At 34.6% G+C, this 24,601-nt stretch carries 25 protein-coding genes, 2 tRNA genes and 1 other annotated feature; all 27 genes read right to left on the reverse strand.

Annotation, left to right across the window (positions count from 1 at the left end; genetic code table 11):
- Positions 1 to 2: 2 nt before the first annotated feature.
- On the reverse strand, positions 3 to 836 hold the full coding sequence (gene rplB, locus ACSVC9_RS13680; RefSeq protein WP_446898008.1) for a 50S ribosomal protein L2: 834 nt from the start codon (positions 834 to 836) through the stop codon (positions 3 to 5).
- Positions 837 to 896: 60 nt separating this feature from the next.
- Positions 897 to 1,190 carry a 50S ribosomal protein L23 gene (gene rplW, locus ACSVC9_RS13685; RefSeq protein ID WP_446898009.1) on the reverse strand — a complete coding sequence of 98 codons (294 nt, stop codon included), beginning with the start codon at positions 1,188 to 1,190 and terminating at the stop codon, positions 897 to 899.
- Complete coding sequence (gene rplD / locus ACSVC9_RS13690) at positions 1,190 to 1,810, reverse strand: 50S ribosomal protein L4 (protein WP_446898010.1); 621 nt, start codon at positions 1,808 to 1,810, stop codon at positions 1,190 to 1,192. Before rplD ends, rplW begins: the two co-directional genes overlap by 1 nt.
- Before the next feature lie 25 nt (positions 1,811 to 1,835).
- The gene (gene rplC / locus ACSVC9_RS13695; protein ID WP_446898011.1) at positions 1,836 to 2,465 is read right to left on the reverse strand and encodes a 50S ribosomal protein L3; all 630 of its coding nucleotides are present in this window, start codon (positions 2,463 to 2,465) and stop codon (positions 1,836 to 1,838) included.
- An 80-nt stretch (positions 2,466 to 2,545) separates the two neighbouring features.
- Positions 2,546 to 2,854 carry a 30S ribosomal protein S10 gene (gene rpsJ / locus ACSVC9_RS13700; protein ID WP_446898012.1) on the reverse strand — a complete coding sequence of 103 codons (309 nt, stop codon included), beginning with the start codon at positions 2,852 to 2,854 and terminating at the stop codon, positions 2,546 to 2,548.
- A 372-nt stretch (positions 2,855 to 3,226) separates the two neighbouring features.
- A complete protein-coding gene (tuf, locus tag ACSVC9_RS13705; protein WP_291724456.1) occupies positions 3,227 to 4,420 on the reverse strand; it encodes an elongation factor Tu in 1,194 nt (397 codons plus the stop codon).
- 43 nt (positions 4,421 to 4,463) lie between these two features.
- Positions 4,464 to 6,533: an elongation factor G gene (fusA, locus tag ACSVC9_RS13710; protein ID WP_446898013.1), complete on the reverse strand. Its 2,070-nt coding sequence runs from the start codon at positions 6,531 to 6,533 to the stop codon at positions 4,464 to 4,466.
- Positions 6,534 to 6,610: 77 nt separating this feature from the next.
- Positions 6,611 to 7,081 (reverse strand): 30S ribosomal protein S7, encoded by a 471-nt coding sequence (gene rpsG / locus ACSVC9_RS13715; protein WP_446898014.1) that lies wholly within the window; start codon positions 7,079 to 7,081, stop codon positions 6,611 to 6,613.
- A 172-nt stretch (positions 7,082 to 7,253) separates the two neighbouring features.
- Positions 7,254 to 7,631, reverse strand: coding sequence for a 30S ribosomal protein S12 (gene rpsL, locus ACSVC9_RS13720; RefSeq protein WP_446898015.1), 378 nt, complete (start codon positions 7,629 to 7,631; stop codon positions 7,254 to 7,256).
- Positions 7,632 to 7,699: 68 nt separating this feature from the next.
- Positions 7,700 to 7,939, reverse strand: coding sequence for a ribosomal L7Ae/L30e/S12e/Gadd45 family protein (locus ACSVC9_RS13725; protein WP_446898016.1), 240 nt, complete (start codon positions 7,937 to 7,939; stop codon positions 7,700 to 7,702).
- A gap of 117 nt (positions 7,940 to 8,056) precedes the next feature.
- On the reverse strand, positions 8,057 to 11,602 hold the full coding sequence (gene rpoC / locus ACSVC9_RS13730; protein ID WP_446898017.1) for a DNA-directed RNA polymerase subunit beta': 3,546 nt from the start codon (positions 11,600 to 11,602) through the stop codon (positions 8,057 to 8,059).
- A gap of 17 nt (positions 11,603 to 11,619) precedes the next feature.
- Positions 11,620 to 15,309 (reverse strand): DNA-directed RNA polymerase subunit beta, encoded by a 3,690-nt coding sequence (rpoB, locus tag ACSVC9_RS13735; protein WP_446898018.1) that lies wholly within the window; start codon positions 15,307 to 15,309, stop codon positions 11,620 to 11,622.
- Positions 15,310 to 15,602: 293 nt separating this feature from the next.
- Entirely contained in the window at positions 15,603 to 15,974 is a 372-nt protein-coding gene (rplL, locus tag ACSVC9_RS13740; RefSeq protein WP_446898019.1) for a 50S ribosomal protein L7/L12, read from the reverse strand.
- 33 nt (positions 15,975 to 16,007) lie between these two features.
- Positions 16,008 to 16,514 carry a 50S ribosomal protein L10 gene (rplJ, locus tag ACSVC9_RS13745; RefSeq protein ID WP_446898020.1) on the reverse strand — a complete coding sequence of 169 codons (507 nt, stop codon included), beginning with the start codon at positions 16,512 to 16,514 and terminating at the stop codon, positions 16,008 to 16,010.
- Between the two features lie 24 nt (positions 16,515 to 16,538).
- Positions 16,539 to 16,668 (reverse strand) — a sequence feature (ribosomal protein L10 leader region).
- 34 nt (positions 16,669 to 16,702) lie between these two features.
- On the reverse strand, positions 16,703 to 17,392 hold the full coding sequence (gene rplA, locus ACSVC9_RS13750; protein WP_446898021.1) for a 50S ribosomal protein L1: 690 nt from the start codon (positions 17,390 to 17,392) through the stop codon (positions 16,703 to 16,705).
- 52 nt (positions 17,393 to 17,444) lie between these two features.
- Positions 17,445 to 17,870: a 50S ribosomal protein L11 gene (gene rplK, locus ACSVC9_RS13755; RefSeq protein ID WP_446898022.1), complete on the reverse strand. Its 426-nt coding sequence runs from the start codon at positions 17,868 to 17,870 to the stop codon at positions 17,445 to 17,447.
- A gap of 12 nt (positions 17,871 to 17,882) precedes the next feature.
- Positions 17,883 to 18,404 carry a transcription termination/antitermination protein NusG gene (gene nusG, locus ACSVC9_RS13760; protein ID WP_446898023.1) on the reverse strand — a complete coding sequence of 174 codons (522 nt, stop codon included), beginning with the start codon at positions 18,402 to 18,404 and terminating at the stop codon, positions 17,883 to 17,885.
- 45 nt (positions 18,405 to 18,449) lie between these two features.
- Positions 18,450 to 18,677, reverse strand: a complete 228-nt coding sequence (gene secE / locus ACSVC9_RS13765) for a preprotein translocase subunit SecE (protein ID WP_446898024.1) — start codon at positions 18,675 to 18,677, stop codon at positions 18,450 to 18,452.
- A gap of 46 nt (positions 18,678 to 18,723) precedes the next feature.
- Positions 18,724 to 18,873 (reverse strand): 50S ribosomal protein L33, encoded by a 150-nt coding sequence (gene rpmG / locus ACSVC9_RS13770; RefSeq protein WP_446899864.1) that lies wholly within the window; start codon positions 18,871 to 18,873, stop codon positions 18,724 to 18,726.
- A 319-nt stretch (positions 18,874 to 19,192) separates the two neighbouring features.
- Positions 19,193 to 20,386 (reverse strand): elongation factor Tu, encoded by a 1,194-nt coding sequence (tuf, locus tag ACSVC9_RS13775; RefSeq protein WP_291724456.1) that lies wholly within the window; start codon positions 20,384 to 20,386, stop codon positions 19,193 to 19,195.
- 89 nt (positions 20,387 to 20,475) lie between these two features.
- Positions 20,476 to 20,551: transfer RNA gene (locus tag ACSVC9_RS13780), tRNA-Thr, on the reverse strand.
- Between the two features lie 9 nt (positions 20,552 to 20,560).
- Positions 20,561 to 20,635, reverse strand: a tRNA-Gly gene (locus tag ACSVC9_RS13785).
- Positions 20,636 to 20,710: 75 nt separating this feature from the next.
- Positions 20,711 to 21,352, reverse strand: a complete 642-nt coding sequence (gene sigH, locus ACSVC9_RS13790) for an RNA polymerase sporulation sigma factor SigH (RefSeq protein WP_446898025.1) — start codon at positions 21,350 to 21,352, stop codon at positions 20,711 to 20,713.
- A 72-nt stretch (positions 21,353 to 21,424) separates the two neighbouring features.
- Positions 21,425 to 21,937, reverse strand: coding sequence for an NYN domain-containing protein (locus ACSVC9_RS13795; protein WP_446898026.1), 513 nt, complete (start codon positions 21,935 to 21,937; stop codon positions 21,425 to 21,427).
- Complete coding sequence (rlmB, locus tag ACSVC9_RS13800; protein ID WP_446898027.1) at positions 21,934 to 22,710, reverse strand: 23S rRNA (guanosine(2251)-2'-O)-methyltransferase RlmB; 777 nt, start codon at positions 22,708 to 22,710, stop codon at positions 21,934 to 21,936. The genes ACSVC9_RS13795 and rlmB overlap by 4 nt, the downstream gene beginning before the upstream one ends.
- Before the next feature lie 22 nt (positions 22,711 to 22,732).
- Positions 22,733 to 23,146, reverse strand: a complete 414-nt coding sequence (locus ACSVC9_RS13805) for a Mini-ribonuclease 3 (RefSeq protein ID WP_446898028.1) — start codon at positions 23,144 to 23,146, stop codon at positions 22,733 to 22,735.
- Entirely contained in the window at positions 23,147 to 24,544 is a 1,398-nt protein-coding gene (cysS, locus tag ACSVC9_RS13810; protein WP_446898029.1) for a cysteine--tRNA ligase, read from the reverse strand. It lies immediately after the preceding gene.
- Positions 24,545 to 24,601: the final 57 nt, after the last annotated feature.

Here is a 24,601-nt window from a genome sequence, read left to right on the forward strand (position 1 = left end):
AACTATTTGCTATTCCTATTCTTAACTATAAACTTATCAGAATACTTTTTATTTTTTCTAGTTTTATATCCTAATGCCGGTTTACCCCATGGAGTAAGTGGTCCTGGATGTCCTACTGGTGATTTACCTTCACCACCACCATGCGGATGATCATTAGGATTCATAACGGATCCTCTTACTGTTGGTCTAATTCCAAGATGTCTCTTCCTACCTGCTTTACCCAAGTTAACTATTTCGTGAGTTAAATTTGAAACTGTACCAATAGTAGCTCTGCACTCAATTCTGACATATCTCATCTCACCACTTGGCAATCTAAGAGTTGCATATTCTCCTTCTTTTGCCATAAGCTGTGCTGATGCACCGGCTGATCTCACAAGTTGTGCTCCCCTACCTTTTTGAAGTTCTACGTTGTGAATTACAGTACCAACTGGTATATTTGAAAGTGGAAGACAATTTCCAATTTTTATATCTGAATCGGGTCCTGAAACTATAACATCTCCAACCTTTAATCCAACTGGAGCTATTATGTATCTCTTCTCTCCATCCACATAATTTACAAGAGCTATATATGCAGACCTATTAGGATCATATTCAATAGTGGCAACCTTAGCTGGTATACCATCTTTATTTCTTTTAAAATCAATTACTCTATATTTTCTTTTTTCTCCTCCACCTATGTGACGAACTGTTATCCTGCCGTTCGCATTTCTACCGCCACTTCTCTTTAATTCTCTAAGAAGTGATTTTTCAGGTACATCTGTAGTTACTTCTTCAAATGTACTTACTGTCATATTTCTTTTTGATGGAGTGGTTGGCTTAAATCCTTTAACTGCCATTACAGTATTCCCTCCTTTTTATCGCTTATCTGGTTAAAAACCAATACCTGCTTTATTTTATTACATTCCCTCAAAGAACTCTATTGTCTTGCTATCTTCTGTGAGTTTGACAACAGCTTTTTTATAATCTGGTCTCTTTCCTAAATGTACTCCAACTCTTTTAGGTTTTCCAACATATCTAGCTGTCTTAATATCTTCTACCGTAACGTCAAACACATCTTCAATAGCCTTGCGTATCATAGTTTTTGTAGCACGTATATCAACTATAAAGGTGTATTTCTTGCCATTCATAGAAGCCATTGTTTTTTCAGTTATAACAGGTCTTCTGATGATATCATAATTTGTATATTTCATTATGCATACACCTCCTCAATTTTTGATACAGCATCCTTCGTTATCATAAGTCTATCGAATTTTAATAAATCATACACATTTAAATTATTAACCGGAATCACTTTTACTCCCTGTATATTCCGTGCTGACTTATATACATTCTGATCCGACTGTTCTGTAACAACTAATGTTTTTTGAGCTTTAAATGCATCTAAAACACCGATCATATCCTTCGTTTTTGGGGCATCAAAAGTCAGACTATCCAAAACAATTATCTCATTTTCCATAACCTTACTTGTAAGTGCAGACTTCATTGCTACTTTCCTAGTAGATTTTGGTACTGAAATTCTATAACTTCTAGGTTTTACTGCAAAAACTATACCACCATGAATCCATTGCGGAGCTCTTATAGATCCCTGCCTTGCTCTACCAGTTCCTTTCTGCCTCCAAGGTTTGATTCCACCCCCGGAAACTTCAGATCTAGTCTTTGCTGATTGAGTCCCCTGCCTCTTATTAGCAAGTAATGCGACAACTACTTCGTGAACCGCATATTCATTAACTTCAACTCCAAATACTTTATCTGATAAATCTAAATCTCCAACTTTTTTTCCGTCTTTATTAAATAATCCTACTGTAGGCATTCTGTATCCTCCTTTCTAAAAAATATTACGCTTTTATAGTATTTCTTATCATTACAAATCCTTTATTTGGTCCTGGTACTCCACCTTTTATTAATATAAGATTTTTCTCAGGAACAATTTTTGCAATTTGTAAATTTAATACTGTTGAATTCACATTGCCCATATGTCCAGGCATCTTCATATTTTTAAATGTTCTTGATGGATCTGATGCTGCTCCCATAGAACCCACTGCTCTATGAAATTTTGAACCATGTGACATAGGTCCTCTTTGAGCATTCCATCTTCTTATAGTTCCCTGGAATCCCTTACCTTTTGAAACTCCTGAAACATCAACTCTTTCACCTAATTCAAAAACATCAGCTTTTATTTCCTGACCAACTTCATAGGAATTTATATCATCAACTCTAAACTCTTTTATAAATTTCTTAAGTTGTACCCCTGCTTTTTTAAAATGCCCTTTTATAGGCTTCCCTGCAAGTTTTTCTCTCATATCACCAAAAGCCACCTGTATAGCCTCATAACCATCTTTTTCTACAGTTTTTTTCTGTAACACTACACAAGGACCTGCTTCAATAACTGTAACAGGTACAACCTTTCTTTTTTCATCAAATATTTGGGTCATGCCAATCTTTTTGCCCAATATTGCTTTTTTCATTCTATACACCTCCTCAACGTATTAGCGGATCACATATTGCAATCATAATAGCTTGTAATAGCCAAACCTATCACAATAATTTACAGCTTAATTTCTATATCAACACCTGCTGGAAGATCTAATCTCATAAGAGCATCTACAGTTTTTGGTGATGGACTTATAATATCTATAAGTCTTTTATGTGTTCTTATTTCGAATTGTTCTCTTGAATCCTTATATTTATGTGGAGCCCTAAGTACTGTAACAATATCTTTTTCAGTAGGCAATGGTACTGGACCTGCTACCTTAGCTCCAGTGGATTTAGCTGTTTCTACAATTCTCTCTGAAGACTGATCCAATATGTTATGATCAAAAGCCTTTAATCTTATTCTTATTCTTTGCTTTGCCATTTTATATTCCCTCCTTTTCATGCACGTCTTGCTTCTTACGTACAACAGCGGATACATTCTGTAAACTGTTCCTGGTGTTTCATTTTATTTCACACAAAAACACACATACAGAACCCCCGTCATCTGGTTCAAAGACCTAGACTATTCAATCAAGAATTCCCCGGAAGCCCGGCAACCTCTTGCTTCATCACTGTTATAACAACATAACTTCTTAATTATACTACATATATTTTTATTTTACAAGCAAAATAAAGAGGAATTTTAAAAATCTACAAATAAGAGGAGAAAGGCGTCCCCTTCTCCTCTATTTTATAGATTTTTAAATAAGTCTTATCCTCGAGTAAAGTGATAAGCTTTATACTTCCCTGAAAATTACTCTACAATTTTAGTAACTACACCTGAACCAACTGTTCTTCCGCCTTCTCTTATTGCAAATCTCAGTCCTTCATGCATTGCTACCGGTGTTATAAGTTCCACATTCATATCTATGTGGTCTCCTGGCATTACCATCTCTACTCCCTCTGGAAGTGCTATTGATCCTGTTACATCTGTTGTTCTGAAATAAAACTGTGGTCTGTATCCATTGAAAAATGGAGTATGTCTTCCTCCCTCTTCCTTCTTCAATACATAAACCTGACCTACAAATTTCTTGTGAGGATGTACTGTTCCCGGTTTTGACAATACCTGGCCTCTCTCTACTTCTTCCCTCTGTATTCCTCTTAGCAATACTCCTATGTTATCTCCTGCCATTGCCTGGTCAAGAAGCTTTCTGAACATTTCCACTCCTGTACATACTGTCTTCTTCTTCTCTTCACTAAGCCCTACTATCTCAAGTTCGTCTCCTATTTTAAGTACTCCTGTCTCTACTCTTCCTGTTGCAACTGTTCCTCTTCCTGTTATTGTGAATATATCCTCTATTGGCATCAAGAATGGCTTATCTATTGGTCTTTCCGGTGTTGGTATATAATTGTCTACTGCATCCATAAGCTCATGTATACACTTTGTTGCTTCTGGATCATCTGGATTTTCCAGTACCTTCAATGCACTACCTACTATTATTGGAACATCATCTCCAGGAAATCCATACTCACTCAACAATTCCCTTACTTCCATCTCTACCAATTCTATTAATTCAGGGTCATCTACCTGATCTGACTTATTCAAAAATACTACTATATACTGTACTCCTACTCTGCTTGCCAGAAGTATATGCTCTCTTGTCTGCGGCATTGGACCATCTGCTGCACTTACTACCAAGATTGCTCCATCCATCTGTGCTGCTCCTGTTATCATGTTCTTTACATAATCTGCATGTCCAGGACAGTCTACATGTGCATAGTGTCTCTTGTCTGTCTCATACTCTACGTGTGCTGTATTTATTGTTATTCCTCTTTCTTTCTCTTCTGGTGCCTTATCTATTTCATCATACTTTGTTGCTGCTGCTTTCCCCTCTTTTGCCAACACTGTCGTTATTGCTGCCGTCAGTGTTGTCTTACCATGGTCTACGTGTCCTATTGTTCCTATGTTTACATGTGGTTTTGTTCTCTCAAACTTCTCTTTTGACATTTTATTTCTTCCTCCTTAACGCAAAACTAAATTATAATCAAAACTAACCGTTTCTTTCTCCAGTAATTTTTTCTTGAATACTCTTTGGAACCTCTTCATAATGATCAAATGACATAGAGTATACTCCTCTACCCTGCGTTCTTGATCTAAGAACTGTAGCATATCCAAACATTTCAGAAAGTGGAACAAATGCTCTTATGATTTGTGCTCCAGCCCTCTGATCCATTCCTTCAATAATTCCTCTTCTGGAATTTATGTCACCCATTACATCTCCCATATACTCTTCTGGAACTGTAACTTCAACTTTCTCCATTGGTTCAAGCAAAATAGGCTCTGCTTTATTCATAGCACTCTTAAATGCCATAGATGCAGCTATCTTAAATGCCATTTCCGAGGAATCTACATCATGATAGGATCCATCATAGACTTTAACTTTAAAGTTTATAACTGGATATCCAGCTATTACACCACTTCGAGCAGCTTCCTGTATTCCATTGTCGATTGGTCCGATATACTCCTTAGGAATAGCTCCACCTACAATAGCATTCTCAAAAGAATATCCATCTTCTGTAGGAGACATCTCTATCCAACAATGTCCATATTGTCCATGTCCACCAGATTGTCTTATAAATTTACCTTCTGCCTTGACGGTCTTTTTAATTGTTTCCTTATATGCAACCTGAGGTTTACCAACATTACATTCTACTTTAAATTCTCTCTGAAGTCTGTCGACAATTATCTCTAAATGAAGCTCTCCCATTCCAGCTATTATAGTCTGGCCTGTTTCATGATCCGTATAAGTTTTAAAAGTTGGATCCTCTTCTGCAAGCTTTGCAAGAGCTATACCCATCTTCTCCTGATCAGCTTTTGTCTTAGGCTCTATAGCTACATCTATAACTGGTTCTGGAAACTCCATACTTTCAAGTACTATAGGACTATTTTCATCGCAAAGAGTATTACCAGTACTTGTTTCTTTCAATCCTACTATTGCACCTAAATCTCCTGCATAGAGTTCATCAATTTCCTGTCTATGATTAGAATGCATCTTTACAAGTCTTGCAATTCTTTCTTTTTTGCCCTTAGTTGAATTATATACATAAGTACCACTTTTCATAACACCTGAGTATACTCTTGTAAATGCTAGTTTTCCTATAAAGGGATCAGTTGCTATTTTAAATGCCAGTGCAGACATTGGTGCGTTATCATCAGCAGGTCTCTCATCATCCTCACCTGTTTCAGGATCTTTTCCTTTTATAGCCGGTATATCAAGAGGCGATGGCATAAAGTTAACCACAGCATCTATCATTGGCTGCACTCCCTTATTTTTATATGAAGATCCACATAAAACAGGTACTATTTTATTTGCAATAACACCTTTTCTAAGAGTAGATGTTATTTCTTCTTCAGTTAGCTCTTCTCCATCTAGGTATTTCATCATTAAGTCTTCATCCAAATCAGCTACTGACTCAATTAGCACAGTTCTATATTCATTTGCTTTATCTTTCAAATCATCAGGTATCTCTACTTCATCCATGACAGTACCTAAATCATCTTCATATATTATGGCTTCATTCTTTATAAGATCCACTATACCCTTAAATTGATCTTCTGATCCTATTGGTATTTGAACTGGTACCGCATTACAATGGAGCCTTTCTCTTAAAGTGTTTATACACATATAGAAATCTGCTCCAACAGAATCCATTTTATTTACATATACCATTCTTGGTACTCCATAATTATCTGCTTGCCTCCAAACAGTTTCTGTCTGTGGTTCAACTCCACTTTTTGCATCTAAAACAGTAACAGCACCATCTAAAACTCTTAATGATCTTTCAACTTCTACAGTAAAATCCACGTGTCCTGGTGTATCTATTATGTTTATTGCATAACCTTTCCACTGACAGAATGTAGCTGCTGAAGTTATAGTTATTCCTCTTTCCTGTTCTTGTGCCATCCAGTCCATTGTAGCTTCACCATCGTGTACTTCTCCTATTTTATGAGTTTTTCCTGTATAGAAAAGTATACGTTCTGTAGTGGTAGTTTTTCCGGCATCTATATGTGCCATTATTCCAATATTACGGAATTTATCTAACGGATATTCTCTTCCCACTTGTTCTTCCTCCCTGCAACTTGTAAATTTAATTCGACAAAACTGTTTTAGCAAAGCTACCAAAACAGTTTTGAATATTAGTATCTATAATGTGCAAAAGCTTTATTTGCTTCAGCCATCTTATGAGTTTCTTCCCTCTTTTTAACGGCAGCTCCTGTATTGTTAGCTGCATCTATAAGTTCTGAAGCTAGCCTTTCCCTCATATACTTTTCATTTCTTTTTCTTGATGCAATAAGAAGCCATCTAATACCCAATGTCTGTCTTCTTTCTGGTCTAACTTCTATTGGTACTTGATAAGTAGCACCACCAATTCTTCTTGCTTTTACTTCAAGCAAAGGCATTATGTTATTCATAGCTTCTTCAAATACTTCAATTGGTTCTTTATTAGTCTTTTCCTGAATTATATTAAAAGCATCATAACATATTTTCTGAGCTACACCTTTTTTACCATCTTCCATTATATTGTTAATCAATTTAGTAACAACTTTACTATTATATACCGGATCAGGTAATACATCTCTTTTTCCTATATGTCCTTTTCTTGCCACTTTTCTTCCCTCCTTAACAATTTAAATTTAAGTTCATAGGTACTCGGTTATATTTAAACCACAACCGCAAAGCGCTTTGTACTCTTGCAAAATAATTTATTAATCTTCAAAATATCTGTTAATCTATATAAATGCTGAATACATAGCACTAAATTCATTCCTATCACCAATGCTATTTTTGCTTTGGTTTTTTCGCACCATATTTTGATCTTGCCTGTAATCTATCAGCTACTCCTGCTGAATCTAAAGCTCCTCTTACAATATGATATCTTACACCTGGAAGATCTTTTACTCTTCCACCTCTTATAAGAACAACACTATGTTCTTGAAGATTATGTCCTATACCTGGAATATAAGAAGTAACTTCATAACCATTTACTAATCTAACTCTGGCTATTTTTCTAAGTGCAGAGTTAGGCTTTTTAGGAGTAGTTGTTTTAACTACTGTACAAACTCCTCTTTTCTGAGGACATTCCTTTAATGCTGGTGCTTGTGATTTCATACTTGAAGTCTTTCTTCCTTTTCTAACTAACTGGCTTATTGTTGGCATCTTTACACCTCCTTTTTAACTATTAAACTAATATTTATATTTAAATTTCATAAAAGGCTAACTAAAATTCACTTAAGCAGTGCAGCAGTAGCTGCGCCTACATTTATTCCACATAACCTGCCCAACTCTTTCATAGTGTCTATATACACAACTTCTAAGGAATTATCTTTAGCCAATATTTCTACTGGTTTTATCAGACTCTCGTCAGCATCTTTAGCTATATATACAATTTTTGCCTCATCATTTTTAATAGATTTAACAGTTTGCTTTACACCAACAACTTTTTTCCCTTTAAGTCTGTAAATCATAAATCTATTTCCTCCCTTACAGTGTATAGAGACAAAGTTTGTGAACTTTGTCTCCATAAAAACACATAGCTGTATTTTATCATTTTAGCATTGTTATGTCAATAAATTATGTTAATATCACGCTTCCTTTTTATTTTCACTACCTACAATGTTGTTATTATCCGTTTCACTCACCGTATTAAGTTTTATAGATCTATATCTCATCATACCAGTCCCTGCTGGTATAAGTTTACCTATAATTACATTTTCTTTTAATCCAAGCAAAGGATCAATTTTGCCTTTTATAGCTGCATCGGTAAGTACTCTGGTTGTTTCCTGAAAAGAAGCAGCTGATAAGAATGAATCCGTTGCAAGTGCAGCCTTAGTTATACCAAGGAGTGCTATTCTTCCCTGTGCAGGCTTACCTCCATTAGCTATTACCCTATCATTCTCTTCTTCAAAATCAAATATGTCTATCATAGTTCCTGGTAATAATTCTGTATCTCCGGAATCCTCTATTTTAACTTTTCTTGTCATCTGTCTTATTACCACTTCAAGATGCTTATCATTTATATCAACACCCTGTAATCTATAAACTTTTTGTACTTCAGAAAGTAAGTAATTTTTAACACCTTGAACTCCCTTTATCCTTAAAATATCATGTGGGTTTACAGATCCTTCTGTTATTTCATCTCCCGCACTTATAATATCACCATCAGATACTTTTATTCTTGAACCAAAAGGAATATCGTAAGTAACTTCCTCACCACTATCTGCAACAACAGATATAGTTCTTTTCTTTTTAGTTTTTTCCATTTTTACAGTACCTGATATTTCGCTTATTATAGCAAGACCTTTTGGCTTTCTGGCTTCAAATAATTCTTCAACCCTTGGAAGTCCTTGAGTTATATCGGAACCTGCAACTCCACCTGTATGGAAAGTCCTCATAGTTAACTGCGTGCCTGGTTCACCTATACTTTGTGCTGCTATTATTCCTACAGATTCACCTATGTCGATTTTTTTTGCAGTAGCCATATTCATCCCGTAACACTTAGAACATACTCCATGTTTGGATCTACAAGTAAATACAGATCTTATCTTAACTTTTTTTATGCCAGTACTTTCTATTTTTTCAGCTATCTTTGAATCCATATAACTATCTTTAGCTACTATAAGTTCGCCTGTATTAGGGTCCTTAATATCTTCCGCAGAATATCTCCCAGTTAATCTTTCTGACAAACTTTCTATAACTTCATTTCCTTCCTTTATTTCAGATACCTCATATCCCTCATGGGTTCCACAGTCTTCTTCCCTTACTATAACATCCTGGCTTACATCTACAAGCCTTCTTGTAAGATAACCTGAATCCGCAGTTTTAAGTGCCGTATCAGCATTACCTTTTCTAGCTCCATGGGTAGATATAAAATATTCAAGTACATCCAGTCCTTCCCTAAATGATGCCCTTATTGGAAGTTCTATTATTTTTCCCGATGGGTTTGCCATAAGCCCTCTCATACCAGCAAGCTGCTTAATCTGGCTCTTAGATCCTCTAGCTCCAGAATCAGCCATCATAAATATTGGATTAAACCTATCAAGATTGTTCATAAGTTCATCTGCAACATCTTCTGTAGTTTTAGTCCATTTTTCTATAACTCTTTGGTATCTCTCATCTTCTGATATAAATCCTCGTCTGTACATTTTCTCTATTTTATCAACGGCTACATCAGATTCATTAAGAAGCCGTTTTTTTGCTTCAGGTACAACCATGTCAGAAGTTGAAACTGTTATCCCACTCACAGTAGAATAATGATATCCCCTTGCTTTTATCTTATCAAGCATTATAGAAGTTTGAGTAGCTCCATGCTTCATATAGCATTTGTTTATTATCTTACCTAAATTTTTCTTTGCAACCAAAAAATCAATTTCTAACTTAAGTTCATTTTCAGGTTTACTTCTATCTACAAATCCAAGATCCTGTGGTATAGACTCATTAAATATAAGTTTTCCTGGAGTTGTTTCAATTATACCACTTATGATTCTTCCATCCTTCATCTTACTCGTCTTTACCTTGATTTTAGCATGTATATTAATTTGTTTAAGCTGATATGCCATTATTACTTCGTCAGAGCTAGAAAAAATTCTTCCCTCACCTTTTACCCCATCTTCTTCTATAGTCAAATAATAGGAGCCAAGTACCATATCTTGTGTAGGTACAACCACTGGCTTACCATCTGATGGCTTTAATATATTATGTGCCGCAAGCATCAAAAATCTAGCTTCTGCCTGAGCTTCAACAGAAAGAGGAACATGGACTGCCATCTGATCTCCATCAAAATCTGCATTGTATGCTGTACAAGCAAGTGGATGCAATTTTATTGCCTTCCCTTCTACAAGAACCGGTTGAAAAGCTTGAATACCCAGTCTATGAAGTGTAGGAGCACGGTTTAAGAGTACTGGATGATCCGATATTACTTCTTCTAACACATCCCATACTTGAGTTTGAACTCGCTCTACCATTCTTTTAGCACTTTTAATATTATGAGCCAGACCACTTTCAACTAATTTTTTCATTACAAATGGCTTAAAAAGTTCTAAAGCCATCTCTTTAGGAAGACCACATTGATACATCCTAAGTTCAGGACCAACAACTATAACCGAACGTCCTGAATAGTCAACACGTTTTCCAAGCAAGTTTTGTCTAAATCTGCCCTGTTTTCCTTTCAGCATATCTGACAATGATTTTAATGGTCTATTCCCGGGTCCTGTTACAGGTCTTCCACGCCTTCCATTATCTATAAGAGCATCAACTGCTTCCTGGAGCATTCTCTTTTCATTTCTAACTATTATATCTGGTGCGCCAAGGTCCAATAGTTTTTTAAGTCTATTATTTCTATTTATAACTCTCCTATAGAGATCATTTAGATCTGATGTAGCAAACCTTCCTCCGTCTAACTGAACCATAGGTCTTAAATCAGGTGGAATTACGGGTATTACGTCTATTATCATCCAATCTGGTTTGTTGCCTGATTTTCTAAAGGATTCTACTACTTCTAGCCTTCTTATTATCCTAACCTTTTTTTGTCCTGTACTATTCTTAAAATCTTCTTTTAACTCCAACGAAAGCTGTTCTAAATCTATTTCTTCTAATAACTTCTTAATGGATTCAGCTCCCATTCCTGCTGAAAATGTTTCTTCGCCATACTTATCAACAGCTTCTCTATATTCCTTTTCATTTAAAAGTTGTTTTTTTAACAATGGAGTCTCTTTAGGATCCAGAACCACATAAGATGCAAAATAAAGAACCTTTTCCAATGCTCTTGGCGACATATCCAGTATAAGCCCCATCCTCGATGGAATACCTTTAAAATACCATATATGGGATACCGGCGCTGCCAGTTCAATATGACCCATTCTTTCACGTCTTACCTTTGCCTTGGTTACTTCAACACCACATCTGTCACATACTATTCCTTTATATCTTATTCTTTTATATTTTCCACAGTGACATTCCCAATCTTTTGTAGGTCCAAATATTCTCTCACAAAATAATCCATCTCTTTCAGGTTTTAAGGTCCTATAGTTTATGGTTTCAGGCTTTTTAACTTCACCTCTAGACCATTCTCTTATCTTTTCTGGAGAAGCAAGACCTATTTGCATTGCATCAAAATTATTTAATTCAAACAAGGGTAAATCCTCCCTTCCTAATGTTCATCGCTAAAATCATCTATATCAAGATCATCTAAATTTAAATCATCATCAGATTCATCATCTTCATTATTATTAGTATCTCCAATACCATTTTCTACAATGTTTTGATCCTGAGGAACCGAATCTTCATTCCCCTCTATATTAACGCCTAAATCCTCTACATCATCATCTACTGATTCTTTTATCTTTATCTCCTCATTATTATCATTAAGCACCTTGACATCGAGACAAAGTGCCTGAAGTTCCTTTATAAGAACTTTAAATGATTCTGGCACTCCTGGTTCCGGTATATTCTCACCTTTTACTATAGCCTCATAAGTTTTTACTCTTCCTACTACATCATCTGATTTAACTGTAAGTATTTCCTGAAGAGTATGTGCTGCTCCATATGCTTCGAGTGCCCACACTTCCATTTCACCAAATCTCTGGCCACCAAACTGAGCTTTACCTCCAAGAGGTTGCTGGGTAACAAGTGAATAGGGGCCTGTAGATCTAGCATGAATTTTATCATCAACCAGATGAGCTAACTTTAAAATATACATATATCCAACTGTTACAAGCCTATCAAATGGTTCTCCCGTCCTTCCATCATACAATACAGTTTTACCATGAGTCTTATATCCAGCCTTTTGAAGACATTCCAGAATATCTTCCTCTCTTGCACCGTCAAATACCGGCGTAGCTATATGCCATCCAAGCTTACTTGCAGCCCATCCAAGATGAACTTCAAGTACCTGACCTATATTCATACGTGAAGGAACTCCAAGCGGATTCAAGCATATCTGAAGCGGCCTCCCATCAGGTAAAAATGGCATATCTTCTTCTGGTAATACTCTTGAGATAACACCTTTATTACCATGTCTACCCGACATTTTATCTCCTACGGATATCTTTCTTTTTTGAGCTATATAACACCTAACAAGTTTATTCACACCAGGAGGAAGTTCATCTCCATTTTCTCTGGTAAATACTCTTACATCCACAATTATTCCATATTCTCCATGAGGTACTCTAAGTGATGTATCTCTAACTTCTCTAGCCTTTTCTCCAAATATAGCTCTTAAAAGCCTTTCTTCCGCTGTAAGCTCAGTCTCACCTTTCGGAGTTACCTTTCCAACTAATATATCTCCAGATCTTACTTCTGCTCCTATTCTTATTATTCCTCTTTCATCTATATCTTTAAGAGCATCTTCACCAACATTCGGTATATCTCTTGTAATTTCTTCTGGTCCAAGTTTTGTATCTCTAGCTTCTGATTCATATTCTTCTATATGGATTGACGTAAATACATCATCTCTAACAAGTTCTTCAGATATAAGCATGGCATCTTCGTAATTATAACCTTCCCAGGTTGTAAATCCCATCCTTATATTTTTCCCCAAAGCTATCTCTCCTAAATCCGTTGAGGGTCCATCTGCAATTACAGAGCCCTTATCAACCTTTTCACCCTTTTCAACTATAGGCCTTTGATTTATGCAAGTTCCCTGGTTTGATCTTTTAAATTTAATTAATCTATAAGTATCTATACCACCATCTGAATCTCTTCTTACCCTTACCTCATTTGCACTTACATATACTACAGTACCCGCATTTCTTGCTTTTGGAAGAACTCCTGAATCTACTGCGGCCTTATACTCAATACCTGTACCTACTATAGGTGCCTGCGGCTTTAAAAGTGGTACAGCCTGCCTTTGCATGTTTGAACCCATCAAAGCACGGCTTGCATCATCATTTTCAAGAAAAGGTATCATAGCCGTAGCTACTGAAACAATTTGTCTTGGGGAAACATCTATAAAATCAACGTCTTCACAGGGTACTACTATAACTTCACCCTTATCCCTGACTGTAACTCTCTTATCAACAAATTTTCCTTCTTCATCGAGAGGTTCATTTGCCTGGCCGATTAAATATTCATCCTCTTCATCTGCAGTCATATACACAATTTCATTTGTCACTACACCAATAGATTTATCTACTTTTCTGTATGGTGCTTCAATAAATCCATATTCATTAACTTTTGCATAAGTTGCAAGAGAATTAATTAGGCCTATATTAGGTCCTTCTGGAGTTTCTATAGGACACATTCTACCATAGTGAGAATTATGAACATCTCTAACCTCAAAACCAGCTCTTTCTCTTGACAAGCCTCCTGGTCCCAACGCTGAAAGTCTCCTCTTATGTGTAAGTTCAGACAATGGATTAGTCTGATCCATAAATTGTGACAACTGGGAACTCCCAAAAAATTCTTTTATAGATGCTGCTACAGGCCTTATATTTATAAGCGCTTGTGGAGTTATTACTTCCTGATCTTGTATAGTCATTCTTTCTTTTACTACTCTTTCCATTCTTGAAAGACCTATTCTAAATTGATTTTGAAGCAATTCACCTACAGACCTAAGCCTTCTATTCCCAAGATGATCAATATCATCTGTATGACCCACATTATCAGCTAAACCTAATTCATAACTGATTGTAGCATATATGTCATCTTTAACAATATGCTTAGGAACCAGTTCATGCATATGCTTTCTTATCTGGTCTTTAATACTTTCCTCATCATTATAATTATCTAATATTTCTTTTAATATCGGATAATGAACACTTTCTTTTATATTCAAATCATCTATATTAAAATCAACAAAGTTATGTATATTCACAAAATTGTTACCTATTATCCTTAAAGTTCCATCTTCTATTTGAATATCCACTACATTTATACCACATTGTTGTATATCAACAGCTTTATCTCTGCCAATTCTATCACCTTTTTGAACTAATATCTCTCCTGTTTGTGGATTCACTATATCTTTCGCTGCTATTTGATTTGCAATTCTAAGATAAAGCGCTAATTTTTTATTAAACTTATATCTTCCTACTCTGGAGAGATCATATCTCTTTGCATCAAAAAACAAAGAGTCAATGAGTGATTGTGCACTATCTACTGTAGGTGGTTCTCCCGGTCTTAGTCTTTTATAAATTTCAAGCAAGGCTTCTTCATGAGTTTTAGTATTATCCTTCTCAATCGTAGCTTTTAATCTCTCATCTTCTCCAAAAAATTCAGTAATTTCACTATCTGTACCATAACCCATTGCTCTAGCTAAAATAGTTATAGGAAGCTTCCTTGTTTTATCAATTCTTACGTATATTATATCATTTGAATCAGTTTCATACTCTAACCAGGCCCCCCTATTAGGAATAACCGTTGATGAAAAAAGTTTCTTACCAGTCTTGTCAACAGACATATCATAATATACTCCCGGCGATCTTACAAGCTGACTTACTATAACTCTTTCTGCTCCATTAATTATAAAAGTTCCTTGTTCCGTCATAAGAGGGAAATCTCCCATAAAAACTTCTTGTTCTTTAACTTCTCCAGTTTCTTTATTCAATAGCCTAACTTTAACTTTTAAAGGTGCTGCATAAGTAGCATCTCTTTCCTTACAATCCTCTACTGAATATTTAATATTATCCATATCTAGCTTATATCCTACAAACTCCAAATTAAGATTTGCTGTATAATCTTGAATAGGATTAATATCATCAAATACTTCCTGTAATCCTTCTTTTAAAAACCAATTATACGAATCTAACTGTACTTCAATTAAATTAGGCATATGACCTATTTCTTTAAGCCTGGAAAAGCTCATTCTAGTTCTTTTACCAACCTGGACAGGATGTACCATTGACTTTCACCCCTTGCATAAACTAAAAATAGCCAAAAACACCTATATATGTTTATGGATTCTTCATCATTAACATCAAATTAGTATAACCTATTTTTTATACTTCATTCAAATTATACTAATTTACAATTATTATATTGATTCTTAACTAATCAATGCAATTTACTATACTAGCATAATACCAAAAATTTGTCAATAAAATTTAGCACTTTTTATAATAATTATCTAAAAATTTATAAAGGGACGCTTCAAAACCAAAGCGTCCCTTTATAAATTTTAAGTATATCTTATAACTACTTTAATTCTACCGTAGCTCCAACTTCTTCAAATTTTGCTTTCATAGCTTCTGCATCGTCCTTACTTACAGCCTCTTTTATTGTCTTAGGAGCTCCATCAACCAAAGCTTTAGCATCTTTTAGTCCTAAGCCAGTTGCTTCTCTAACAACTTTTATAACTTTTATTTTTTGTGCTCCTGCTTCCTTCAAAACTACATCGAATTCAGTTTTTTCTGCAGCACCTGCTCCATCTCCTTGAGCAGCTCCGCCTGCAGCTGCTGCTGGAGCTGCTGCACTTACGCCAAATTCTTCTTCACATGCTTTCACTAATTCATTTAATTCTAAAACGCTCATATCTTTTATAGCTTGAATGATTTCTTCCTTATTCATTTTAATATACACCTCCGAAATTTCTTTCCTTAATTAAGCTTCTTTTGAAGCTGAGTCCTTTTCTTTTGATATTGCATCTAACAAATACACAAATTTTGATACTGGAGCTTTGAAGCTTCCAAGTAACTTCGCAATAAGCACTTCTCTTGGTGGTATTGTAGCGAGTTTTTTAATTTTGTCTTCATCAAAAAATTCTCCATCTACAATTCCACCCTTTAATTCTAAAATTTTATGATCTTTTGCATAATTATTAATTACTCTTGCCGGTGCAGTTGCATCCTCATATCCAAATGCTATTGATACTGGTCCTTTAAGAATTTGCTCTGCATCATCATATCCTAATTTCTTAGCAGCTAATGTAGATAATGTATTTTTATAAACCTTATATTCTACACCTGCTTCTCTTAGGTTCTTCCTAAGTTCTGTATCTTGTTCAACCGTTAATCCTTGATATTTAGAGAATACTATACTCTTTGATTTTTCCATTTTTTCTTTTATTTCTTGAACCTTAGCTTCTTTTAATTCTCTATTTTTTCCCATAGTATTACACCTCCTCACAGTTACACTGCAATTATAAAATGGCCCCCCATAGACAAAGAGAGACCAACAAACTTTTTTATATCGGAACCCTGGGTAGGTTGGATAACCGTTATGCTTACGCACCTACTGTCTATGGAATATTTACTTATTTACTTAATCGGCAAAAAAATCACCAATTTATATCAATATTAATCTAAAACTTTAGTTGGATTTACCTTTACTCCAGGCCCCATAGTACTTGATAATACTACAGATTTTAAATATTGACCTTTAGCTGCTGATGGCTTTGCCTTTACAACAGCATCCAAAAGTACATGAAAATTTTCCACCAATTTTTTTGACTCAAAAGATTTTTTTCCTATTGGTACATGTATTATGGAAGTCTTATCTACTCTGTATTCAACTTTTCCAGCTTTAATTTCATTTATGGCTTTTGCAACATCAAAAGTTACAGTGCCTGACTTAGGATTCGGCATTAAACCCTTTGGTCCAAGTACTCTACCTAATCTACCTACAATGCCCATCATATCTGGTGTTGCAACAACTACATCAAAATCAAACCAATTCTCTTTTTGAATTTTTTCGACATATTCTTCTGCTCCAACAAAATCTGCTCCTGCATCTTTTGCTTCATCAACTTTAGCACCTTTTGCAAATACTAAAACTCTAACCTGTTTACCGGTTCCATTAGGAAGTACAACGGCTCCTCTAACTTGTTGATCTGCATGTCTTGGATCGACCCCAAGTTTTAATGCAATTTCTATAGTTTCATCAAATTTAGCTTTTGCCGTTTTTAAAACTATATCAATAGCTTCTTCTGGTGAATACAATACATTTTTATCAATAAGCTTAATACTTTCTACATAATTCTTTCCCATTTAAAATCCTCCTTCGTGGTAACTACGGCTTTCGCCTCCCACCATTTTCATACTATTCTTCTACAGTTATTCCCATGCTTCTTGCTGTACCAGCCACCATTCTCATAGCAGCTTCTATTGATGCTGCATTTAAATCTGGCATTTTTGTCTCTGCTATTTGCTTAACTTGTTCTTTTGTCACTTTAGCAACTTTTGTCTTATTTGGTACCCCAGAACCACTTTCAATTCCTGCTGCTTTTTTAAGTAATACCGCTGCCGGTGGAGTCTTCAATATAAAACTGAATGACCTATCCTGATATACAGTAATTACCACTGGAATTATCAAGCCAGCTTGATTATTAGTTTTAGCATTAAATTCTTTACAAAATCCCATAATGTTTACACCATGCTGTCCAAGTGCTGGACCAACTGGTGGTGCTGGACTTGCCTTTCCTGCAGGAAGTTGAAGTTTTATCATCCCTACTACTTTTTTAGCCATAATAACACCTCCCTAGTCTAATTTTTCTATTTGATTAAAATCAAGTTCAACAGGAGTTTCCCTGCCAAACATGTTAACTAATGCCTTAATCTTTTTCTTTTCAGTATTGATTTCCTGGATAACAGCTGAAAAATTCTCAAGAGGACCGGATTTAACTTTTACATTTTCTCCTACTGATACATCTACATTTACAGGTTTTTCATTTATTCCCATGGTTCTAACTTCTTCATCCGTAAGTGGAACAGGCTTAGATCCTGGTCCAACGAAACCTGTAACACCTCTAGTATTTCTAACTATATACCAAGAATCATCACTCATAACCATGTGTATTAAAACATATCCTGGGAAAACTTTTTTGAGGGTTATCTTTTTCTTTCCATCTTTAATTTCAACCTGCTCTTCCATAGGAACTTGAACATCATCTATCCAATCATAGAGGTTTCTATTTTCTATGGTTTTTTCAAGGTTAGCCTTAACCTTATTCTCATAACCAGAATATGTATGAACTACATACCATCTAGCTTTATCTGCCATAATCCTAGGGACAAAAAATTTCCAGTCCCTACCTCCTTTTTATTATTATTTCAATATGTTTTGAACTATAAAATTGAATCCGAAATCCAATATTCCAACAATAACGACATACACAGCACAAAATGCAATAACAGATATAGATGCCTTTTTTACATTATCTTTTGATGCCCAAGTTATTCTATTAAATTCTCCAATTAAATCCGTGAAAAAGTTGGAATTCTCACTATATGAAACTGCATTTTTTTTAGATTTTTTATTATTGCTTGTTGCCATTATACTCACATCCTTGAAATATTTCATTTATATTACCCATATTATTTTACTTTGTTTCCTTATGAATTGTATGTTTATGGCAAAATGGGCAATACTTTTTCATTTCTAGTCTGTCAGGGTTATTCTTTTTATTTTTAATTGTACTATAATTTCTTTGCTTACAATCCGTACATGCTAAGGTTATTTTTACTCTCACTGCCATCACACCTCCTAGTATCGTTGATGTATGTCAATTACCTCCACAGAGAAGGAAATTTAATATATTACATTACATAAATAAAGCATTTAAAACTTCATATAGTTTATAACCATGATTGACAACACCGCGCAGTTAATAAAAGTTCATATTTTTTTAGAATCTATAAATAACTAAACCATATGTATTCTAATAATTCTAAAATTATGCATTACTTATATACTTTATCATAGCCTAGTTTTTATGTCAATGCAAAATAATTCTATATCCATTTTGAAAAGGACTGGATCCAAGAAACCAGTCCTTACTTCCCTGAAAATTACTCTACAATTTTAGTAACTACACCTGAACCAACTGTTCTTCCGCCTTCTCTTATTGCAAATCTCAGTCCTTCATGCATTGCTACCGGTGTTATAAGTTCCACATTCATATCTATGTGGTCTCCTGGCATTACCATCTCTACTCCCTCTGGAAGTGCTATTGATCCTGTTACATCTGTTGTTCTGAAATAAAACTGTGGTCTGTATCCATTGAAAAATGGAGTATGTCTTCCTCCCTCTTCCTTCTTCAATACATAAACCTGACCTACAAATTTCTTGTGAGGATGTACTGTTCCCGGTTTTGACAATACCTGGCCTCTCTCTACTTCTTCCCTCTGTATTCCTCTTAGCAATACTCCTATGTTATCTCCTGCCATTGCCTGGTCAAGAAGCTTTCTGAACATTTCCACTCCTGTACATACTGTCTTCTTCTTCTCTTCACTAAGCCCTACTATCTCAAGTTCGTCTCCTATTTTAAGTACTCCTGTCTCTACTCTTCCTGTTGCAACTGTTCCTCTTCCTGTTATTGTGAATATATCCTCTATTGGCATCAAGAATGGCTTATCTATTGGTCTTTCCGGTGTTGGTATATAATTGTCTACTGCATCCATAAGCTCATGTATACACTTTGTTGCTTCTGGATCATCTGGATTTTCCAGTACCTTCAATGCACTACCTACTATTATTGGAACATCATCTCCAGGAAATCCATACTCACTCAACAATTCCCTTACTTCCATCTCTACCAATTCTATTAATTCAGGGTCATCTACCTGATCTGACTTATTCAAAAATACTACTATATACTGTACTCCTACTCTGCTTGCCAGAAGTATATGCTCTCTTGTCTGCGGCATTGGACCATCTGCTGCACTTACTACCAAGATTGCTCCATCCATCTGTGCTGCTCCTGTTATCATGTTCTTTACATAATCTGCATGTCCAGGACAGTCTACATGTGCATAGTGTCTCTTGTCTGTCTCATACTCTACGTGTGCTGTATTTATTGTTATTCCTCTTTCTTTCTCTTCTGGTGCCTTATCTATTTCATCATACTTTGTTGCTGCTGCTTTCCCCTCTTTTGCCAACACTGTCGTTATTGCTGCCGTCAGTGTTGTCTTACCATGGTCTACGTGTCCTATTGTTCCTATGTTTACATGTGGTTTTGTTCTCTCAAACTTCTCTTTTGACATTTTATTTCTTCCTCCTCGTTTGTTCAAAGTCTTAATTGAGTAAACTCAGCCTGGTGTGTTGTAACCTCACTTACATAATTACATTCTATTGGAGCCCATGACCAGGATTGAACTGGTGACCTCCACCTTACCAAGGTGACGCTCTACCAACTGAGCTACATGGGCAATCTAAGCTGGAGCGGGAGACGGGGATTGAACCCGCGACAACTAGCTTGGGAAGCTAGTGTTCTACCACTGAACTACTCCCGCCTACAATTATATTAACTATAAGCTACATACCGATTATCAATTTTAATACATATGCATTTCTTTGTCAATATAAATTTATTTGTGGATTAAACATTTTTCCAATTTTCGTTTGACTCTCTGTAGAGCATTATCTATAGACTTAGCATGCCTATCCAGATCGCATGCAATTTCCTGATAAGATTTACCATCCAAATATGACATAAGTACTTCCATCTCCAAGTCAGAAAGTACACCACCTATTTCCCTTTGTATATGATTTAGTTCCTCCCTACTTATTATAAGTTCTTCAGGATCAGCTACTTTCGCTTCTGACAAAACATCTAGCAAAGTTCTATCAGATTCTTCATCATATATAGGTTTATTCAAAGAAACATATGTATTTAGTGGAATATGCTTCTGTCTTGTAGCAGTCTTTATAGCCGTTATTATTTGACGTGTTATACATAATTCCGCAAATGCTTTAAAAGATGACAACTTGTCCGCTTTAAAGTCTCTTATAGCCTTATATAATCCAATCATTCCTTCTTGATATATATCTTCTTTGTCTGCCCCAATTAAAAAATAGGACTTTGCTTTGGATTTAACAAAGTTCTCATATTTATTAATCAAGTATTCCTGAGCCCTTTTATTCCCCTTTTTAGCTTCAACAACTACTTCCTCATCCAAATTTTCTTTAAAGGAGGAAATTTCTTTACTAATATAACCCCTATTATCCAAGCCTATCCCCCCAAAACAAATATACACCACATATTGATTATACATTAGAAATAAATTCATAGTCAATAGATTTTATTCACTTCTTCTAATTTTTTCTAATTCATCTAGTATTTTCTTATCTATTCTATCCTCTAATGCATGCTTTTTATCAGAATAATTAACCTCAATTTTACTATGAATCCTGTGATTTATAGCTTCGACTTCCTTATAAAATTCTAATGAAGACACCCTAACTGCTCCTCTTTGAAAAACAAGCTGCTGTTCCAATCGATCTGATGTTACTACAAATACTTCATTTTTACGGCCTATATTATTTACAGTTTTTTCTATATATGCATCTGCAGTTTCTCCTTCTTTAGTAAATACTATAGTCACGTTTTCACTAATCTTTTCTTTTTTTTCCATATTCCCGGCAACTAATTGTGCATCAAAAATTATAAATATCTTATATCCTTTAAAAGCAGCATAATTGGTAAGAAGTTCTACAAGATGCTGTCTCGCCAATTCAAAGTTATAATTTTTTGTTTGTTTCAATACGGGCCAGCTATTTATTACATTATATCCATCTACAAAAATATTTCTCAATTTTTACTCTCTTTTATTTTCTGTTTTAAAATTTCATACATTATTATTCCCCCTGCCATTGAAGCATTTAATGATGTTATACTCCCTACCATAGGTATTTTTACAAGTATATCACATTTTTCCTTAATTAACCTTGAAATTCCTTTTCCTTCACTTCCTATAACTAAAGCAAGACTTCCTGTCAAATCCGTATTAAAGCAATACTCTTTACCTCCCATATCTGCACCATATATCCATATACCATTCTTTTTTAATTTATCAATAGTTAAACTTAAATTTGTTACTTTACATATTCTCATATGTTCCACTGCTCCAGCCGATGATTTATATACTGCAGGTGTAATTCCCACATTGCGCCTTTTTGGTATAATTATTCCATGGGCTCCAAATACCTCAGCAGTTCTAATTATGGAACCAAAATTATGTGGATCTTCTATTTCGTCCAGTATTACTATAAAAGGTTTTTCTTTTTTTCGTAGTGAATATTGAAATATATCTTCAAGTTCACAGTATTTATAAGGAGTAACCCTTGCAATTATGCCTTGATGAGCTCCCGTATATGAAATTTGATCTAACTTTTTTTTATCTACTTTTTTTATTACAAGCTTTTTTTCTCTAGCTATTGCAAGTATTTTATTTATTGACCCCGTAATTTCACCATTTGAAACAAAAATTTGTTCAATTGTTTTACCAGATCTCAATGCTTCAATAACTGCATTTCTTCCTTCTATTATATTCTCTGTAAAATTATCTTTAAATCCACTATTTTTCATGTTATGAAGTTTCAACTCCCTTTCAAATCTTTAAATGAATTATAATATCCAGTAGATATCTTAATCTATCCATTTTTTTAGTTAAATATAAATATCCAACTAGAGTTTCAAAACCAGTAGCAAATCTATATTCCTGAACATCTGCATTCTTTGGAATGGTTCCAGACTTTGCATTTCTACCTCTCTTAAAAAAATATAGTTCCTCATCTGAAAGTTCATTAAATAGCTGCTTTATGATCTCACTTTGTGAGTGTGCCTTTACAAATTTTATAGCTTTCACATGAAGTTTATGAACTGACATATCTCTATTCTTAACAACTAAATATGATCTTATAAAAACTTCATATACTGAATCACCTATAAATGCCAAAACAAGTGGATTTAAATTTTTCACTTCATTTTCAGTAAATGTGTCATTAAATAAAAATTTTTCCATTTATATTCTTTTCCATCTCACTCCCTGAGATGTATCTTCAAGAACTATTCCATTTTCTTTTAATTCATCTCTTATTTTATCTGCCAATTTCCAGTTTTTATCTTTTCTCGCCTGCTGTCTTTGTTCTATTAATTTTTGTATATCATTTTTAATATATACTTTTTGGGATCTCTGTAAAATTCCAAGAGGTTTGCCAAGTTCTCTAATAATGTTTAAACAATAGCTTATTAACTGTTTTGATGATTTGCTATTTACATTAATATTTATGTTCTTTATTAAATCAAATATAACAGATATAGCATCAGCTGTATTGAAATCATCATCCATCTTTTCTATATATCTGTCTCTATATGTATCCAACTCATTTTTATAATCTTTTTCAACCTCAGTTAAATCTTTCACTAAAGTCTCTTTTAAAAGATTTTCCAAATTTGTAATAGAATTATACAATCTATCTAAAGCCGATTTTGTAGAGTCTAAAAGTTCTAAACTAAAATTTATCTGGGTCCTGTAGTGTCCAGATAACATAAACATTCTTATTACATCAGAATTATAATTTTTAAGTATTTCTCTTACTGTAAAAAAATTATTAAGTGATTTTGACATCTTCTGATTATTGACATTTACAAATGCAGAATGCATCCAATACTTTGCAAAAGTCCTACCTGTTCTACTTTCGCTTTGTGCTATTTCATTTTCATGATGGGGAAAAGTCAAATCAGATCCCCCTGCATGAATATCTATAGTATCGCCAAATAAGTTATACACCATACAAGAGCACTCTATATGCCATCCTGGTCTTCCCATCCCCCATGGACTCTTCCATGCGGGCTCACCAGGTTTTTGACTCTTCCATACTGCAAAATCCATAGGATCCTTTTTCCTTTCATCTATATCTATTCTCGAACCAGCTTGAAGTTCTTCAATATTCTGTCCAGATAACTTTCCATACTCCTTAAATTTCTTAGTACTAAAATATACATCTCCATCTATCTCATATGCATATTCTCTATCTATCAGATCTTTTACAAATGAAATTATCTGGTCAATATAAGCTGTAGCTCTTGGATTAGCTGTGGCTCTTTTTATGCTCAGAGCATCTGCATCCTTATAATATTCTTTTATAAATTTATCTCCAAGCTGCTCTACTGTTATAGCTTCCTCATTTGCTTTTTTAATCATTTTATCATCAATATCAGTAAAATTCTGTACAAATTTAACTTTATATCCCCTATATTCAAAATATCTTCTTACTGTATCAAATACTACAAAAGTTCTTGCATTTCCTATGTGGAAAAAGTTATATACTGTAGGTCCACATACATACATGCTAACTTCTCCGGGAACTAAAGGTATAAATTCCTCTTTTTTATTAGACATAGTATTATAAATTTTCATATACATTTGCACTTCCTATTCAGTTTTAATTTTAATATATAGTCATTATTCATTTTA

It is taken from the genome of Clostridium sp. LBM24168, from assembly GCF_052953915.1.